This is a genomic window from Altererythrobacter sp. KTW20L, assembly GCF_023501975.1.
Classification (GTDB): domain Bacteria; phylum Pseudomonadota; class Alphaproteobacteria; order Sphingomonadales; family Sphingomonadaceae; genus Alteraurantiacibacter.
In genome coordinates, this window is sequence record NZ_JAMFLH010000014.1 from 24,546 (window position 1) to 39,545 (window position 15,000).

15 protein-coding genes are annotated in these 15,000 nt (G+C 65.7%); 8 read left to right on the forward strand and 7 right to left on the reverse strand.

The window, feature by feature from the left end:
• The first annotated feature begins 45 nt into the window (after positions 1 to 45).
• Entirely contained in the window at positions 46 to 2,058 is a 2,013-nt protein-coding gene (locus M3P36_RS13620) for a TonB-dependent receptor (protein ID WP_249704242.1), read from the forward strand.
• A complete protein-coding gene (locus M3P36_RS13625; RefSeq protein ID WP_249704243.1) occupies positions 2,058 to 3,191 on the forward strand; it encodes a PepSY-associated TM helix domain-containing protein in 1,134 nt (377 codons plus the stop codon). The genes M3P36_RS13620 and M3P36_RS13625 overlap by 1 nt, the downstream gene beginning before the upstream one ends.
• Here the strand turns inward: M3P36_RS13625 and M3P36_RS13630 are convergent.
• Both M3P36_RS13630 and M3P36_RS13635 read right to left on the reverse strand, forming a co-directional pair.
• Positions 3,188 to 3,946, reverse strand: a complete 759-nt coding sequence (locus M3P36_RS13630; RefSeq protein WP_249704244.1) for a MauE/DoxX family redox-associated membrane protein — start codon at positions 3,944 to 3,946, stop codon at positions 3,188 to 3,190. The genes M3P36_RS13625 and M3P36_RS13630 overlap by 4 nt on opposite strands.
• Before the next feature lie 10 nt (positions 3,947 to 3,956).
• On the reverse strand, positions 3,957 to 4,229 hold the full coding sequence (locus tag M3P36_RS13635; RefSeq protein WP_249704245.1) for a metal-sensitive transcriptional regulator: 273 nt from the start codon (positions 4,227 to 4,229) through the stop codon (positions 3,957 to 3,959).
• A gap of 83 nt (positions 4,230 to 4,312) precedes the next feature.
• Between M3P36_RS13635 and M3P36_RS13640 the strand changes: the two genes are divergently transcribed.
• The 3 genes from M3P36_RS13640 to M3P36_RS13650 all read left to right on the forward strand — a co-directional run bounded on the left by M3P36_RS13640 (position 4,313) and on the right by M3P36_RS13650 (position 7,521).
• Complete coding sequence (locus tag M3P36_RS13640) at positions 4,313 to 5,980, forward strand: copper resistance system multicopper oxidase (RefSeq protein WP_249704246.1); 1,668 nt, start codon at positions 4,313 to 4,315, stop codon at positions 5,978 to 5,980.
• Entirely contained in the window at positions 5,977 to 6,975 is a 999-nt protein-coding gene (locus M3P36_RS13645) for a copper resistance protein B (RefSeq protein WP_249704247.1), read from the forward strand. Before M3P36_RS13640 ends, M3P36_RS13645 begins: the two co-directional genes overlap by 4 nt.
• 105 nt (positions 6,976 to 7,080) lie before the next feature.
• Positions 7,081 to 7,521, forward strand: coding sequence for a hypothetical protein (locus M3P36_RS13650; RefSeq protein WP_249704248.1), 441 nt, complete (start codon positions 7,081 to 7,083; stop codon positions 7,519 to 7,521).
• Between the two features lie 78 nt (positions 7,522 to 7,599).
• Here M3P36_RS13650 and M3P36_RS13655 read toward each other — a convergent pair whose 3' ends face one another.
• Genes M3P36_RS13655 through M3P36_RS13675 form a run of 5 tightly spaced genes read right to left on the reverse strand, consistent with a single transcriptional unit; the run spans position 7,600 to position 12,046 of the window.
• Positions 7,600 to 8,898, reverse strand: a complete 1,299-nt coding sequence (locus M3P36_RS13655; protein WP_249704249.1) for a glucuronyl esterase domain-containing protein — start codon at positions 8,896 to 8,898, stop codon at positions 7,600 to 7,602.
• On the reverse strand, positions 8,871 to 9,527 hold the full coding sequence (locus M3P36_RS13660; protein WP_249704250.1) for a DUF2459 domain-containing protein: 657 nt from the start codon (positions 9,525 to 9,527) through the stop codon (positions 8,871 to 8,873). Before M3P36_RS13660 ends, M3P36_RS13655 begins: the two co-directional genes overlap by 28 nt.
• 11 nt (positions 9,528 to 9,538) lie before the next feature.
• Entirely contained in the window at positions 9,539 to 10,444 is a 906-nt protein-coding gene (locus M3P36_RS13665) for a 50S ribosomal protein L11 methyltransferase (RefSeq protein ID WP_249704251.1), read from the reverse strand.
• Complete coding sequence (locus M3P36_RS13670; RefSeq protein WP_249704252.1) at positions 10,441 to 11,340, reverse strand: MBL fold metallo-hydrolase; 900 nt, start codon at positions 11,338 to 11,340, stop codon at positions 10,441 to 10,443. Before M3P36_RS13670 ends, M3P36_RS13665 begins: the two co-directional genes overlap by 4 nt.
• Positions 11,330 to 12,046, reverse strand: a complete 717-nt coding sequence (locus M3P36_RS13675) for an SDR family NAD(P)-dependent oxidoreductase (RefSeq protein WP_249704280.1) — start codon at positions 12,044 to 12,046, stop codon at positions 11,330 to 11,332. The genes M3P36_RS13670 and M3P36_RS13675 overlap by 11 nt, the downstream gene beginning before the upstream one ends.
• Before the next feature lie 295 nt (positions 12,047 to 12,341).
• Between M3P36_RS13675 and sdhC the strand changes: the two genes are divergently transcribed.
• The 3 genes from sdhC to sdhA are packed head-to-tail and all read left to right on the forward strand — an operon-like array spanning position 12,342 to position 14,970.
• Positions 12,342 to 12,722, forward strand: a complete 381-nt coding sequence (sdhC, locus tag M3P36_RS13680; protein WP_249704253.1) for a succinate dehydrogenase, cytochrome b556 subunit — start codon at positions 12,342 to 12,344, stop codon at positions 12,720 to 12,722.
• A 14-nt stretch (positions 12,723 to 12,736) separates the two neighbouring features.
• Positions 12,737 to 13,135: a succinate dehydrogenase, hydrophobic membrane anchor protein gene (sdhD, locus tag M3P36_RS13685; protein WP_249704254.1), complete on the forward strand. Its 399-nt coding sequence runs from the start codon at positions 12,737 to 12,739 to the stop codon at positions 13,133 to 13,135.
• Entirely contained in the window at positions 13,135 to 14,970 is a 1,836-nt protein-coding gene (gene sdhA, locus M3P36_RS13690) for a succinate dehydrogenase flavoprotein subunit (RefSeq protein ID WP_249704255.1), read from the forward strand. The genes sdhD and sdhA overlap by 1 nt, the downstream gene beginning before the upstream one ends.
• The last annotated feature ends 30 nt before the right edge of the window (positions 14,971 to 15,000 follow it).

The window sequence follows — 15,000 nt, forward strand, 5'->3', positions numbered from 1 at the left end:
GGTCTTTCCCGGCGAGCAAGGGCGTATAGTCTAGGATTTAACGCGATGAGAATTTCGAATTTCGCCATGATTGCCGCCCTTGCGGCGCCTGCGCCACTTCTTGCGCAGGACCAATCCCGCCCCGCCGACACCAGCTTTTCCGTGGGCGACATCATCGTCACCGCGCGCGGCATGGCGGGCAACACCGGCAATGTCCTCACATCGGTGGACCGCATGGGCGGCGACGTGGCGCAAGCTGCCGATGTCGATAACGTCTATGAGCTGATCGGCCAGATGCCCGGCGTGCAGGTGACCGATTTCAACCAGGGCACCACCAGCGGCAAGTTCAGCCTGCGCGGGTTCAACGGCGAGGGCAATATCAACGCGGTCAAGCTGCTGATCGATGGCGTGCCGTCGAACAGCAACGATGGCAACATGCCCTATATCGACATGGTGTTCCCGCTGAACATCAAGACGATCGAGGTGGTGCGCGGCACGTCCGACCCGCGCTTTGGCCTCCACGCCATTGCCGGCAGTGCCAACATCATCACCCGTAGCGGCGGCAACTACATTGAAGCGCGCGGCTCTGCGGGCAGCTATTCCACGTTCGAGGGGCAGGCTGTCGCCGGGTTCGATAGCGGCAGCCTGAGCCAGAACTACCAGGTCGCCTATCGCGACAGCCGGGGCTACCGCGATCATGGCGCAAGCCAGCGGCTCAGCCTGTCGGGCAGGTGGGGCCTGTCGGTGGGGGATGACGTTGCCCTGGGCGCAATCGCGCGCTATTACGAGGCCGATGCCGAAGAGCCGGGCTACCTGACCTTCGCCGCCAGCCGCGCCGATCCGCAGCAGACCAACGCCTATAATGCCAGCGATGGCGACGAGCGTGACATCCAGCAATATGCGCTGACCGCCGATGTCGCCTTTTCGGACAGCCTCGACTGGACATCGCGGGCCTATTTCAACCGGTTTGACGATGATCGCTTCGTCAAGTTCTCGGCCGGTGCTTCGCAACAACGGCGGCTGACGCGCGAGGATCACTATGGCGTGATGAGCGCGCTGCACTGGCATGGCGAACTGGGCGCCATGCCGCTGATGCTGGAGGCGGGCGGCGATGTGCAGCGGCAGGACAACCAATCGTTGCGCTGGCTGGCGGTGGAGCGCGTTCCCACCAGCCAGACCCGCGACCAGCAGTTCGACCTGTCGGTAAGCGGAGCCTATGTCCAGGCGGTGCTCGAGCCGGCAGACTGGCTGCGTATCACGCCTGCCTGGCGGATCGACTGGGTGGGCGGCAATTTCACCAATCGGCTGAACAGCACCACCGCGCCGATCAACGACTATGGCTCGATCGACCAGCCCAAGCTGTCGGTTGCCGTGCTGCCGGCTGCCGGATGGACGCTCTATGGCAACTGGGGCCGCACGTTCCAGATCGGGCTGGGGTCGGGCGCCTACCTGATCGCACCGCGCGTGGTGGACCTCGCCCCGTCGATCAACGAAGGGTGGGAGCTGGGTGCCCGATATGAAGTGGCTGGCCTGTTCCAGGCGCGCGTTGCCTATTGGGAGCAGAGCGCCAGCGGGGAAATTGCCCGCAAGCTCAACGATCCGCTGGGCGATTTCGAGAATGTCGGCAGCACCAACCGGCGCGGGATCGACGTGCAGGCGAGCGTAACGCCCGCGCAGGGCCTGACCCTGTGGGGTGCATTCTCGTGGCAGGAAGCGATCATCGCCGTGCCCGATCCCGCCACCCCGCAACTGGCCGGCAATGCGATCAACCACACGCCAGAGGCCTTGTGGTCGGGCGGGATTGACTGGACGCCGGGCGACGTCCTCACCCTGTCGCTCACTACGCGGGGCCAGTCGTCCTATCACCTCACCACGGCCAACACGCAAGGCAAGTGGGGCGCGCTTGCGGTGTTTGACGCCAGTGCATCGTGGCAAGTGAGCGAAACGGTGGAGCTAGGCCTGGCGGTCAAGAACATCACCGATGACTACTACGAATATGTCTGGTGGGATGGCGCGCAGTCGCTGCACAGCCCGGCAAATCCGCGCAACGTGACCGCCAGCGCGCGGCTGCGCTTCTGATGCGGCAACAGGGGGACAGGCTGCGCCGCGCCGTGCGCAAGCTCCACCTGTGGCTGGGGCTCGGGCTCGGCGGCCTGCTTGTCCTCCTCGGCCTCACCGGGTCGGTGCTGGTGTTCTATCCGGAACTCGACGCCCTGCTGCATCCCGAGATCCGGATGGAAGGCACGGCGCCGCCCGACTGGGACCGCGCGCTGGAAACGGTGCGGGCCGAATATCCGGACAAGCCGGGGCCGTGGAGGTTCGAGGTGACCGGCAGGCCGGGGGCAATTCCGGCGCGCTACTACAACCCGCCGGAGCGCGAAGGCCACGCCTTCCGCCCGATGATGGTCTGGCTGTCGCCCGATGGTTCGCAGGTGCTGCGCCGCGACTACTGGGGCGAATATGCCATGACCTTCGTCTATGACCTCCATTACCGCCTGCTGCTGGGCACGACTGGCGCAGCCATCGTGGGCTGGGCGGGACTGCCGCTGCTGGCGTTGCTGCTGAGCGGGCTATGGGCCTGGTGGCCTCGTGCGTGGAGCCGCGATTCCTGGGGCAAGGCCCTGCGCTTCAAGCGCGATGCCCACCGCCAGCGGGTCCTGCGCGACTGGCACAAGCTGGCGGGGCTGTGGGGATCGCTGTTCCTTGTCCTGCTGACCGGCACGGGGGTCATGCTGGCCCTGCCGGACGAGAGCATTGCGGTGCTCGGTGCCGCAAGCTTGCCGGTGGACCCTGCGCCGCATGTCCATGCGGTCGAGAGCGGGTCTGCACCTGTCCGCCCGTCGCAGGCAGTGATTGCTGCGGCAAGTGCACTGCCGGATGCGCGACTGGCGTGGATCGAGACCCCGCCCGTGGCAGGCGGCAGCTATCGCTTGCGAATGCAGGTGCCGGGCGATCCCAGCTATCGCTTTCCACACAGCTATGTGTGGGTGGATGGCGCAAGCGGGCGGGTGCTGGCGGTGCAGGACGTGCGGCAGGCGGCAGGCGGCAGCACGGTCAACAACTGGCTGCATCCGTTGCACGATGGCTCGGCTGGCGGCCTGGCCGGGCGGGTGCTGGCCGTGCTCGCCGGGCTGGTCCCGCTGGCACTGTTGATTACCGGGTGGCTACGGTGGCGGATGCGGCGGAGGAAGGTGCCCGCCGCGCTGGCCTAAAGGGTGTTCCAGCCAGCCAGCTTGGCCAGCATCCAAAGCGCCATGCCGATCATGAACAGATTCTCGGTCAGGGAGACAAAGCCCAGCGGTACCCGTGACGATCCGCCCACGCAGGCGCATTTGAGTTCGCGCTTGTCGAGATAGACCGCCTTGAACACGCTCACCGCGCCGATCGTGCCGATAAACAGCGCCACCGGGATCGACAGCCAGGGCAGCGCATGCGCGGTCATCAGTACGCCCGCCAGCCCCTCGCCGAAGGGGTAAAGCGTGGCATAGGGCACCCAGCGCTTGGCCAGCAGATCATAGTTGAGGAACATGGTGGCAAAGCCTGTCACGTCCTGCAGCTTGAGTAGCGCCAGGATACACATCGACAGGCTGATGAACCATGCGGCCGCCGCCACTGTCACCAGTGTGCCGGTCATGTGCCACGACAGGCCCAGCGCCATGGCCGCAGCCATGGCAAAGATTGCCACGACCGGGCGATAGGATACGGCATCGGGATCGCGCACTTTCAGGCCGAGGTGGCGGCGCAAATCGTCATGCCCGCCTATCCGTTCGCCACCGATGAAGACCTGCGGCGTGGTCTTTACGCCCTCGGCTTCCTTGAACTCATCGGTCTCGGCACGGGTCGAAAGGTGGTGGTCCTCCACCGTGTAACCGCGCGATTTCAGCAGGTGCAGGGCCTGTAGGCCGTATGGACAGGTATGCTTGTCCATGACCATGCGGTGGATCGAGGCTGTCTTGCTGTCGGACATCGTGATGATCCTAGTTTCTGGCGCGTTCGAACAGGTCCACCAATTCGGTAAACTTGGTGCGCTGTTCATCGGCATCCCCGCTGGCGATGGCTTCGGCCACGCAGCAGGCGGCGTGCTGTTTCAGCACGGCGCTCTCGGCGCGGGCGAGGGCGGATTTGACCGCCTGCATCTGCGTCAGGATGTCGATGCAGTAGCGATCATCCTCGACCATCTGGGCAATGCCGCGCACCTGGCCTTCGATGCGGCGCAGGCGGTTTTTCAGTGCTGCCTTGTCGTTTTCCATCGCTTCGTCGCTTTCACCTTGAAATACCCTGGGGGGGTATATAGTTGGGGTGTCGGGCCAGTTCAAGTCTCGACAGGAATGCCATGATCCACCGCCGCCAGTTCATCCGCTCCACCGCCGCGCTCGCCGCCTTTGCGGCCCTGCCGATGCCGGCCTGGGCGCAGGGCAGGGCTGTGGGAATGCCGGCGGCGCGCAAGGGGTTCGACGAGGTTTCGGGCGAGGACATCCGCCTCGCCATCGGAGAAAGCCATTTCGCCACCGGCAATCGCAGCGGCCATGCGGTGACGGTGAACGGCAGCGTTCCCGGCCCGCTGGTGCGCCTGCGCGAAGGGCAGAACGTGCGGCTCCATGTCACCAACACCCTGGCCGAGGACAGCTCGATCCACTGGCACGGGCTGCTGGTGCCGTTCCAGTACGATGGCGTGCCCGGCGTCAGCTTCCCCGGCATCCGCCCGGGCGAGACGTTCACCTATGAATTCCCCATCCGGCAGGCGGGCACATACTGGTGGCATTCGCATTCCGGCTTGCAGGAGCAGGCGGGGCATTATGGCCCGATCATCATCGATCCGTTGCATTATCATGGCCCGGCCTATGACCGTGATGTGGTGCTGCTGCTGAGCGAATTCACGCCCACCCACGGCCACGAAATCATGCGCAAGCTGAAGGTCGGGGAACACCATTACAACCGGCAGATGCAGACCCTGACCAGCGGAGACATGTCCGCTGCCGACCGGCTGATGTGGGGCCGGATGCGGATGAACCCGCGCGATATCGCCGATGTCTCCGCGCCCGAATATACCTACCTCGTCAACGGCCACGGCCCGGCGGACGATCTCGAACTGCGGTTCGAGCCGGGCGAGCGGGTGCGGCTGCGGGTGATCAACGGCAGCGCGATGACCTTCTTCAATGTGCGCATCCCGGGCGTTGAAATGGTGGTCATCGAGGCTGACGGGCAGGCGGTGACGCCGGTGCCGCTCGATGAATTCCAGATCGGCGTGGCCGAAACCTATGACGTGATCGTAACCCCTGGGGCTGGCGCTCACACGATTGTGGCCGAGGCGATGGACCGTTCGGGCATGGCCGTGGCCACGCTGACCAGCGCGCCGGGTGCGCGGGGCGAGGTTCCGCCGCTGCGCGAGCCGGTGACGCTGACCATGGCGGACATGGGCATGGGCCACGGCGATCATGCAGACATGGACCACTCCATGCGCGATACCTCGCTTCTGCCGCCGCATGTCGGCACCGGACCGGGTGTGGACATGGTCGCGCCGATGCCGGTGGACCGGATGGACTGTCCCGGCCTCGGCCTCGACACGGTGAGCCACCGCGTGCTGCGCTATACCGATCTTGCCGCTGCCGATCCCAACCCCCTACGCCCTCCGGAACGCGAGTTGCAGATCCACCTGACGGGCAACATGGAACGCTACATGTGGTCGTTCGACGGACGCGAATTTTCCGCCGTCACCGATCACCCGATCCGCTTCGGGTTCGATGAACGGGTGCGGGTGACACTGGTCAACGACACCATGATGGCGCACCCGATCCACTTGCACGGCCATTTCTTCGAACTGGTCAACGGGGCCGATGCCACGCGCCAGCCGCGCAAGCATACGCTGGTGGTGCAACCGGGCGGCAAGGCGACTTTCGATCTCACCGCCAACGAACCGGGCGACTGGGCCTTCCACTGCCACCTGCTCTACCACATGCACGCGGGCATGATGCAGGTCGTAACCGTAAGGCCCATGGCATGAGGGGCGCACTGTTCACCCTGCCGCTGCTGGCGCTGGCTTCGCCGGTGATGGCGCAGGAGGTCGATCACTCGGCCCACGGCGCTCCGGCGGCAGAGCCTGCCGCGCCGGAGCCGGACCATTCGGAAATGGACCACGGGGCGATGGACCATTCGACGATGGACCACGGAGCGATGGACCACTCGCAAATGGACCATTCGACCATGAATCATGGAGCAATGGACCATTCGCAGCACGCCATGCCCGCCGCGCCAGTCCCCGCCACCGCGCCGCCACCACGCGCAAACGAGGGGCCGCGCCATGCTGCCGACGCGGTGTGGGGCGAGGCGGCGATGGCTCCGGCGCGGGAGGTCATGGCGCTGGAAGGCGGGCGGATGCAGTTTGGCGTGGTGCGCCTCAAACGCCTCGAAGCCGCGCTGGGCGACAGCGAGGGCTACGCCTGGGAAGCCGAGGCCACCTACGGCGGCGACATCAACCGCTTCGTGCTGACGACCGAGGGCGAGGGCGAGTTCGGCGGTTCTGTGCACGATGCCGAAGTCGAGGCGCTGTGGAGCCATGCCATCGGCCCGTGGTTCGACCTGCGCGCAGGGGTGCGGCTCGATCTGGAACCCGAAACCCGCAGCCATCTGGCGCTGGGCGTGCAGGGGCTGGCGCCATACATGATCCACGTCGATGCCATGGCCTACCTGTCCGACCGGGGCGATGTTACCGCGACAATCGAGGCGGACCACGACATGCGGATCACCCAAAGCCTGATCCTGCAACCGCGCGTGGAATTCGACCTGGCCGCGCAGGACGTGCCCGAACGCGGGCTGGGTGCCGGGCTGTCGAGCGTGGAAACAGGCCTGCGCCTGCGCTACGAAATTACCCGCCAGTTCGCGCCCTATGTCGGCGTGCAATGGGAACAGGCCCTGGGCAAGACCCGCCGCATGGCGCGCGCTGCGGGGGATGATGCGTCGGAGGTGGCGGTGCTGCTGGGGGTGCGCGCTTGGTTTTGAGGTTGGTCGGCTAACTGGTCGTCTGACGCCAAAAGTTGCCTTTCAGCTAACGACCCCTTTACGGACGTCGGCCACGGGCGTTAGTGAGGCCGAGGAGGACTTACAATGATATCTGTGCTCAGGTGTCGGGCGGCCTTAGTAATTCCGCTCGTTTTCCTCGGTGCATGCGAGCGTGTGGCCCAGTCGGAGAGCGCCATAGTGGATCGATCTGCGCTAGTTCCGTCGCTGGCGATCTCGGTCAGCCGGGATGACGTAGCTTACATGGCCGAGCACGATGTTTATCCGATGATTGGCACTGGCCGGTGCGACGGCGAGAAGGCGTCGGTTTGGTATATGGCCGACTTCTTGGGCGAGAATGGAAAGCTGTCTGACGATTCAGCGGAGGTGTTGCGAGACGACGCCGGTCAGAGGTTTACGCTAGTCGCGACGATGGAATACCCAACTCCAGCGGTGACGGACGACTGCGGCTTCCTCACTACTGCCGGATATTCGCTGTACAGCTTGGCGGGACGGGCGTTGCCGTTGCAGGTAATGAACCCCCAGTAGCGCTACCCAAACGTCCGCTAACCACCCTCATATCTGACATTCGCTATCTTCCAACCATCCCCCAAAAGCCGCCGAAACTCACTCCCCAAACATCTCCGCGTGGTCGTAAAACTCGTCATAGGCCGGCCAGGCGACGTGCCCTTCGCCGTGCTGGTACCAGGCGAGCGGGAAGGATAGCTGCTCGCGGCTTTCGGGAACGGGCATGACCATGCCGCTTGGCACGGAGGCGCCGAACAGCTCCCACGCCGGTTGCGCTTCGCTGAAGGCGGACCACATGCCGGCTGGATCGACCCAGCTATCGCCCTTTTCGGCCAGGCCGCTGGTGATGAACAGCGGGCGGGGTGCGCGCAAGGCAATCAGCATGTGCGCGTCCACCGGCAGGTCGTGCACGGTGAGGGGATCGCGGGCGAAGTTCATGATATTGGGGGTGAACCAGTGGAATGCGCCGCTGGAGCTCATGTTCTCCCACCGCTCGCCGAAATCGCGGCGCATCAGCTTGGCCCCGCCTGCGCCGCTGCTCGATACGTGGGCATCGTGGAACGCGTGGTCGAAGGCGGCGGTCACCAGCACGCCCTTGCCGAAGCGCGAATGGCCGGTGAGGGTGACCATCTGGCCATCGATGCGCGGATCGCGCGCCAGCTCCTCGCGCAACTGGCTCGCGCCCCAGCCCCAGGCGCGCAGTGCGCCCCAGTCATGCTGCGCGCGCGGCCAGCGGGCGAGGCCGATCACGCCGTCCTGCATGGTCGCGGCGCTGTCGGCCTGGAGCAGTTGCGGGCGGTATTCCACATGGGCCCACCCGCGATCCAGCGCCTGGGCAATGGCATCGGGCGGCGGAGTGCCGCCAAAGTTCGGCATGCGCCCGCCGGGCCAGACATAGGTGTAGTTGATGATCGACGGGGCGGCATCCGGGCGGCTCTGCGGAAAATGGATCGTGGCCGAGATCACCGGGCCGCTGCGGCCATCGGGCGCGATGACCCGTCCGGTCCACTCTTCCACCGTGGCGGCATAGTCGCCCGCATCGGCAGGAACCTTGTCCCACACCACGCGGAAGGTGGATACGACGGCGGGGATGCGCCCGGCCCAGTTGTCCTCCACCATGCGCGCCATTTCCTCGCGGCGGGCGGGCCATCCAGTGGGAGTCTGCTGGCGGGCACTTTCGAACAGCGGAGGCATGGCATATTCGCCCACCCGCGCCTCATCGGTGTTGGAGGCATTGGGAGCATCGGGGTTGTTGCCATCGGCCCCCTGCCGCAGCGTGCCGAAGCCGAACATGGCGCGCTCTGCCGCGTGGACATCCTCCGCCGTGGTCTGGGCAGAGGCAGGCGCGGCCAGCAAGGCCAGCGCGGCCATTACCCCTCTGAAGGCGGCTCGATCCATTTCATCACTCCCCCGGCAAAGGGCGTCCAGCGCCCCATCTGCACACCGCCTTGCGCCAGCATGTCCGCCACCCAGTTATTGCAAGTGTAGGCCAGGGTATAGTGCCCGCGCGCACGGTAATAGGCATCGCGCGGATTGGTGCCGCGCAGGATCTGGCGCGGGGCGGCTTCATCGGCCAGGCTGGCGGCGATGGCTTCCACCATGCGGCCATAGTCCTCGCGGCTGAGCATGACCGGACGGTGATCGGGGCCGGGGGCGGGGCGCACATAGTGGCTCACCCGCATAACCGGCGCGCCGCCCCGTGTGGCGATGCGCAGAGCCGTGCCGGGTCTCAAGTCGCCCCAGGTGGGGACATTGAGGAACACCTCGCGCTCCCCCCAGCCGACTGCCACATGGGTCGGCAGGCGGCCGTTCACCGGCAGGGCGGCAGAAGGCAACAGCGCGCGCCAGTCCATTTCCGGGCTGACGATCGGCATGACGATGCCGGTGTGGACACCGTTGGTCTCGACCATGATCTCGACGCCATCGGTAACCGGCGCGGGAGCATCGTTGCGCGGGATCGCACTCCCGATCCAGCCCGCCAGCGGAAACCCCACAACCAGCAGCGCCAGCGCCGCGCCTGTCGCCAAAGCGGCGCGCTTCAGAATCCGAAGCGCTGGCGCAGCCACAGGATCGACCAGTCGCCATTGGTGATGCGCGCCTGCAGGCGGTATCCCGCCAGCCGATAGGCGGCGCGGACGTGGGCCTCCTGCGTCACCAGCAGGCCCGACAATACGATATGCCCGCGCGGGGCCATGGCGGCGGCAAAGGCCGGTGCCAGCTCGATCAGCGGGGCGGCGAGGATATTGGCGATGAGGAGGTCATAAGGCGCATTGTCCTGCAGGGTGTCGTCATCCATCCCCTCGGCGATCACCATGTCGAGCTGGCCGCGCCTGTTGCCCAGCGGCACGCCGTTGAGTTCGGCGTTTTCCTCCACGGCAGGCAGACACACCGGGTCGATATCGCTCGCCGTGGCATGGGCGCGGGGCCACAGGTGCAGGGCGGCAAAGGCCAGCAGGCCCGTGCCGGTGCCGATATCGGCAATGTTGCGCGCCATCACGCCCTGCCGCTTCATGGCATCGAGCATGGCAAGACAGCCCGCCGTGGTGGCATGCTGGCCGGTGCCGAAGGCTTGCGCGGCAGGAATGCAGAAATCGCGCACGCCGGGTTCATTGCTGCGCGGATGGTCGGGCGTGCGGACATGGAAGCGCCCGGCGCGGATCGGGTCCATGCCTTTCTGGCTCTCGCTAACCCAATCTGCATCGGGCAGTTCGAAGGGCCGGATGCGGGGCAGGGGGGCGTCGAACAGGCGCTTCACGGCGTTGCGTTCCGCCTGGCTCGGCTTGCCTTCGCAATAGGCATCGAGCTGCCACACCTCGGGCTCGTCAGGATCGACTTCGAACCCGGTCACGACCAGTGCCGGATCCCAGTCCGGGTCCGCCTCCTGCCGGGCGAGCGCCTGCTCGATGGCGAGGCGCGGGGCGGTGACGGCTAGTTTCCAGCTCATTGGGTGGCGGCTTCCTCGGCAAGGCGTTGATCAAGCCGCTCGGTGATCGAGGCGGCATATTGGCGGCAATTCATGCCGCTGGTGAGGTCTTCCGCCAACAGCTTGTCGCGCAGCCCGCTGGCAGACGGGTGCGGGGTGAGGAGGATGTCGCAGTCATCCTCGGTTGCACTGGAGAAGCGGGCAACTCCGGCGCGATAGGCGGCGAGATAGGCGGGATGATCTGAGAAACGATAGTCATCGGCGCTGACCGGCGACATGGAGTCGGCATAGACGATGGAGCGGCAGTTGCCTGCAATGTCGCAGCTTTGCCACGAAAAACTGGTGGCCCCTGCAGTGTGCCCTGGGGTGGCGATCACCGTGATCGAATGGCGGCTGCTGGTGACCACTTCGCCATCAGCCAGTTCGCGCGCGACTGTCACCGGTTCCAGCCCCGGATGCATCCCGGCCTGTGGATCGGATGGATCATCCATGCCACTGCGCAGCACCTGAGCCGCAACGGGAAGGGCGAGGAACTGCGCATCGGGAGCGGCCCGCTGGACCAGCGCATGGCCGCCCACATGGTCGAAGTGCTCATGGCTGGACAGCACCACGGCAATATCCGCCGGGTCCAGCCCGAGCGAGCGGATGTTCTGCAACACGACCGCTGCACCCGGCTCCGTCCCGCTGTCGATCAGCACGTGGCCGCTTTCGGAGGTGATAAGGATCGCGCCGATCCCGCAGGTGCCGACGTAATAGGTATCGCCGTGAATGCGGAACGGCGGGCCGGACTTGTCCCAGTCATCCCAGTCTTCGCACTGCGCGGTCCAGGAAGAGGCGGGCGGGGCTTCGCTTGCGAAGGTGGCTGGGGCACAGGATGCCAGCAGCAGGGGCAGGGCAAACAAGGTTCTAACGGACATAGCTCGCCCCATTGGCATCGATTGTTGCTCCCGTCATGCTGGCTGGCGCGTCGAGCGCGCAGAATGTCGCCACCGTCGCCACTTCCTCCGGCGTGGCCACCCGGCCCAGCGGAATGTCGGCCAGCAGGCCCGCACCGCCCCGGCTCGCCAGATAGTCGCCCGCCATCGCCGTGTCGGTAAAGCCCGGAGCCACGGCAAAGCTCAATACGCCTTGTGCCGCATAACCGCGAGCGATGGTCTTGTGCATCGCCAGCATCCCCGCCTTTGCCGCGGCATAGTGCCAGTGCGCGGGAGAATCGCCGCGATGTCCGGCGCGGCTGGCCACGTGGACAAGCCGGCCCTCGCTCCCGCGCTCCAGCCAGTGCTGCACGGCAAAGCGGCTCAATTGCGCGGCGGCGGTGAGGTTGATGCGGATCGTATCCTCCCACTGGTCAAGCCATTCGATGTCCGAAGCGTCGAGCGGATTGGGCGAGAACAGCCCGGCATTGTTCACCAGCACGTCGATCCGCCCGTCCAGCCGCTCCAGCGCCTCGCCCCACAGCATCTGCGGCGCGACCGGCTCGGCGAAGTCGGCGGCAATCGTATCGCCGTCTGTCGCGCTGGTCGCCTGGCCCACCACCACGGCCCCGCGCCCGCGCAACTGCGCCGCAATCGCCGCGCCGATGCCCCGGCTGGAGCCTGTGACAAGGATGTGAAGCGGAATCATCACGATCACCTAGCGCAATCCTCCCGCCACCGCGAGACAGGTTCCTCCCCGTTTTCGCGCATCGCAAATGGGGAGGGGGACCGCCCGCAGGGTGGAAGAAGGCTATGGCGCAATGCGGGACTTCTCCCCTCCGTCAGGGCTGCGCCCTGCCACCTCCCCATTTGCGCTGCGTGAAAATGGGGAGGAACGCGCGTACGCATCCCCATTACAGACCATGGTCCGCTTGCGTGTTGCGGCACAAACGCTAAGTGAGGGCGCATCGAACGACAGTCGCAGGACTAGAGGGACCGAACCGATGGCCGCCAGACCCCTATCGCCGCATCTTTCCATCTGGAAATGGGGACCGCACATGCTGGTCTCTATCCTCCACCGCGCGGCAGGTGATGGCATGGCCCTTGTCGGCCTGCCGGTGCTGGTCTGGTGGCTGGCCGCCATGGCAGGCGGCGCGAGTTCCTATGCCCGGTTCATGGATCATGCGATGAGCTGGTATGGTATCGTGGTGCTGATCGGACTGTCCTGGGCATTCTTCAACCACATGAGTTCTGGCCTGCGCCACTTTGTGCTCGACATGGGCGCGGGCTACGAACTGGAAACCAACAAGCGCTTCTCGGTGGTCTCGGTCATCAGCGGCGTCGTGCTGACCGTGGCCTTCTGGGCCGCGATCATCTTGCTGTAAGGGGGAACGGGACGATGGGTAACGGAACCTCCATAGGCAAGGTGCGCGGGCTCGGCTCGGCCAAACACGGCACGCACCACTGGCTGCTGCAGCGCTTTACCGCGGTTGGCAATTTCCTTGGCGGGTTGTTTCTGGTGGCGAGCTTCCTGCTCCTGCCCGATGCCAGCTATGCCACCGTGACCGGCTATTTCTCCCACCCGGTGGCGGCGACCCTGGTGGCGCTGTTCCTCGTCAGCGTGTTCTGGCACGCGCGGCTGGGCTTGCAGGTGCTGATCGAGGACTATGTCCACACGCCCGGCAACCACTTTGCCGCCATCGTGGTGCTCAACCTGTTCACTTTCATCGGCGCGGGCTTCGGCCTGTTCGCCATTGTCCGCCTCGCGCTTACCGCGACTCTGGGAGGTGCCGCCTGATGGCCAGCACTGCATCGACACAGCCTGCCTACAAGATCATCGACCATGTCTATGACGTGGTAGTGGTGGGTGCGGGCGGATCGGGCCTGCGCGCCACGATGGGCGCTGCAGAAGCCGGATTGCGCACCGCCAATATCTCCAAGGTCTTCCCCACGCGTTCGCACACGGTTGCGGCCCAGGGCGGCATCGCGGCGTCCTTGGGCAACAATTCGCCCGACCACTGGACCTGGCACATGTTCGACACCGTCAAGGGCTCGGACTGGCTGGGCGACCAGGACGCGATCGAATATCTGGCGCGTGAAGCTCCGGCAGCGGTTTACGAGCTGGAGCACGCTGGCGTGCCGTTCAGCCGCAATGCCGATGGCACGATCTACCAGCGCCCGTTCGGCGGTCACATGCAGAACATGGGCGAAGGCCCGCCTGTGCAGCGCACCGCCGCTGCCGCCGACCGTACCGGCCACGCAATGCTCCACGCGCTCTACCAGCAGAGCCTGAAGTACGCGGCGGACTTCTTCATCGAATACTTCGCCATCGACCTCATCATGCAGGGCGAGGGCGCCAACAAGCGCTGCGTCGGCGTGATCGCCATGTGCCTCGACGATGGCACCATCCATCGCTTCCGCGCGCACGGCGTGGTGCTGGCGACGGGTGGCTATGGCCGCTGCTACTACACGGCCACCAGCGCCCACACCTGCACCGGCGACGGCGGCGGCATGGTGCTGCGCGCCGGATTGCCACTGCAGGACATGGAATTCGTCCAGTTCCACCCTACCGGCATCTATGGTGCAGGCGTGCTCATCACCGAAGGCGCGCGGGGCGAGGGCGGTTACCTGACCAATTCCGAAGGCGAGCGGTTCATGGAACGCTATGCCCCTTCGGCGAAAGACCTGGCATCGCGTGACGTTGTCAGCCGTTCGATGGCGCTGGAAATGCGCGAAGGGCGTGGCGTGGGTCCGGAAAAGGACCACATCTACCTCCACCTCGACCATATCCCGGCCGAAACGCTGGCCCAGCGGCTGCCCGGCATTACCGAAAGCGGCAAGATCTTTGCCGGCGTTGACCTGACCCGCCAGCCGCTGCCGGTGACGCCGACCGTCCATTACAACATGGGCGGCATCCCCTGTAACTACCACGGCGAGGTCGTGACCATCGGCCCCGATGGCAATCCCGACCACGTGGTCCCCGGCCTGTTCGCCGTGGGCGAGGCGGCCTGCGTTTCGGTCCACGGGGCCAACCGCCTCGGCTCCAACTCGCTGATCGACCTGGTGGTGTTCGGCCGCGCGACCGGTTTCCGCCTGAAGGAGACTATTCCGCTGGGCCAGGCGCATGATGAACTGCCCAAGGACAGCGCCGACCTCGCGCTGACCCGGCTCGACCACTTCCGCAACGCCAAGGGCGGCTCGCCCACGGCGGCGGTGCGGGCCGACATGCAGAAGACCATGCAGAAGCACGCCGCCGTGTTCCGTGACACCGCGCTGATGGCCGAAGGCGTGTCGCTGCTGGCCGAAACCAACAAGCGGATGCAGGACATCCACGTGTCCGACCGCAGCCTGATCTGGAATTCGGACCTGATCGAGACGCTCGAACTCGACAACCTGATGGCCCAGGCCGTGGTGACGATGAACAGCGCCGCCAATCGCAAGGAAAGCCGCGGTGCCCACGCGCACGAGGATTTCCCCGAACGCAACGATGCCGAATGGATGAAGCACACCGCCGCCTGGTTCGAAGGCTGGGGTGGTTCGGGTGGCGAAGTGCGGATCGATTATCGCCCGGTCCACGAATATACGCTGACCGACGATATCGAGTACATCAAACCGAAGAAGCGGGTTTATTGATCGGCAGCGGCGCGGATTGCTCCGCGCCGC

Excerpts from the sequence above, each read along its gene's own strand:
- M3P36_RS13620 (WP_249704242.1), top strand. The coding sequence starts at position 46 with ATGAGAATTTCGAATTTCGCCATGATTGCCGCCCTTGCGGCGCCTGCG.
- M3P36_RS13625 (WP_249704243.1), top strand. The coding sequence starts at position 2,058 with ATGCGGCAACAGGGGGACAGGCTGCGCCGCGCCGTGCGCAAGCTCCAC.
- M3P36_RS13630 (WP_249704244.1), bottom strand. The coding sequence starts at position 3,946 with ATGTCCGACAGCAAGACAGCCTCGATCCACCGCATGGTCATGGACAAG.
- M3P36_RS13635 (WP_249704245.1), bottom strand. The coding sequence starts at position 4,229 with ATGGAAAACGACAAGGCAGCACTGAAAAACCGCCTGCGCCGCATCGAA.
- M3P36_RS13640 (WP_249704246.1), top strand. The coding sequence starts at position 4,313 with ATGATCCACCGCCGCCAGTTCATCCGCTCCACCGCCGCGCTCGCCGCC.
- M3P36_RS13645 (WP_249704247.1), top strand. The coding sequence starts at position 5,977 with ATGAGGGGCGCACTGTTCACCCTGCCGCTGCTGGCGCTGGCTTCGCCG.
- M3P36_RS13650 (WP_249704248.1), top strand. The coding sequence starts at position 7,081 with ATGATATCTGTGCTCAGGTGTCGGGCGGCCTTAGTAATTCCGCTCGTT.
- M3P36_RS13655 (WP_249704249.1), bottom strand. The coding sequence starts at position 8,898 with ATGGATCGAGCCGCCTTCAGAGGGGTAATGGCCGCGCTGGCCTTGCTG.
- M3P36_RS13665 (WP_249704251.1), bottom strand. The coding sequence starts at position 10,444 with ATGAGCTGGAAACTAGCCGTCACCGCCCCGCGCCTCGCCATCGAGCAG.
- M3P36_RS13670 (WP_249704252.1), bottom strand. The coding sequence starts at position 11,340 with ATGTCCGTTAGAACCTTGTTTGCCCTGCCCCTGCTGCTGGCATCCTGT.
- M3P36_RS13675 (WP_249704280.1), bottom strand. The coding sequence starts at position 12,046 with ATGATTCCGCTTCACATCCTTGTCACAGGCTCCAGCCGGGGCATCGGC.
- sdhC (WP_249704253.1), top strand. The coding sequence starts at position 12,342 with ATGGCCGCCAGACCCCTATCGCCGCATCTTTCCATCTGGAAATGGGGA.
- sdhD (WP_249704254.1), top strand. The coding sequence starts at position 12,737 with ATGGGTAACGGAACCTCCATAGGCAAGGTGCGCGGGCTCGGCTCGGCC.
- sdhA (WP_249704255.1), top strand. The coding sequence starts at position 13,135 with ATGGCCAGCACTGCATCGACACAGCCTGCCTACAAGATCATCGACCAT.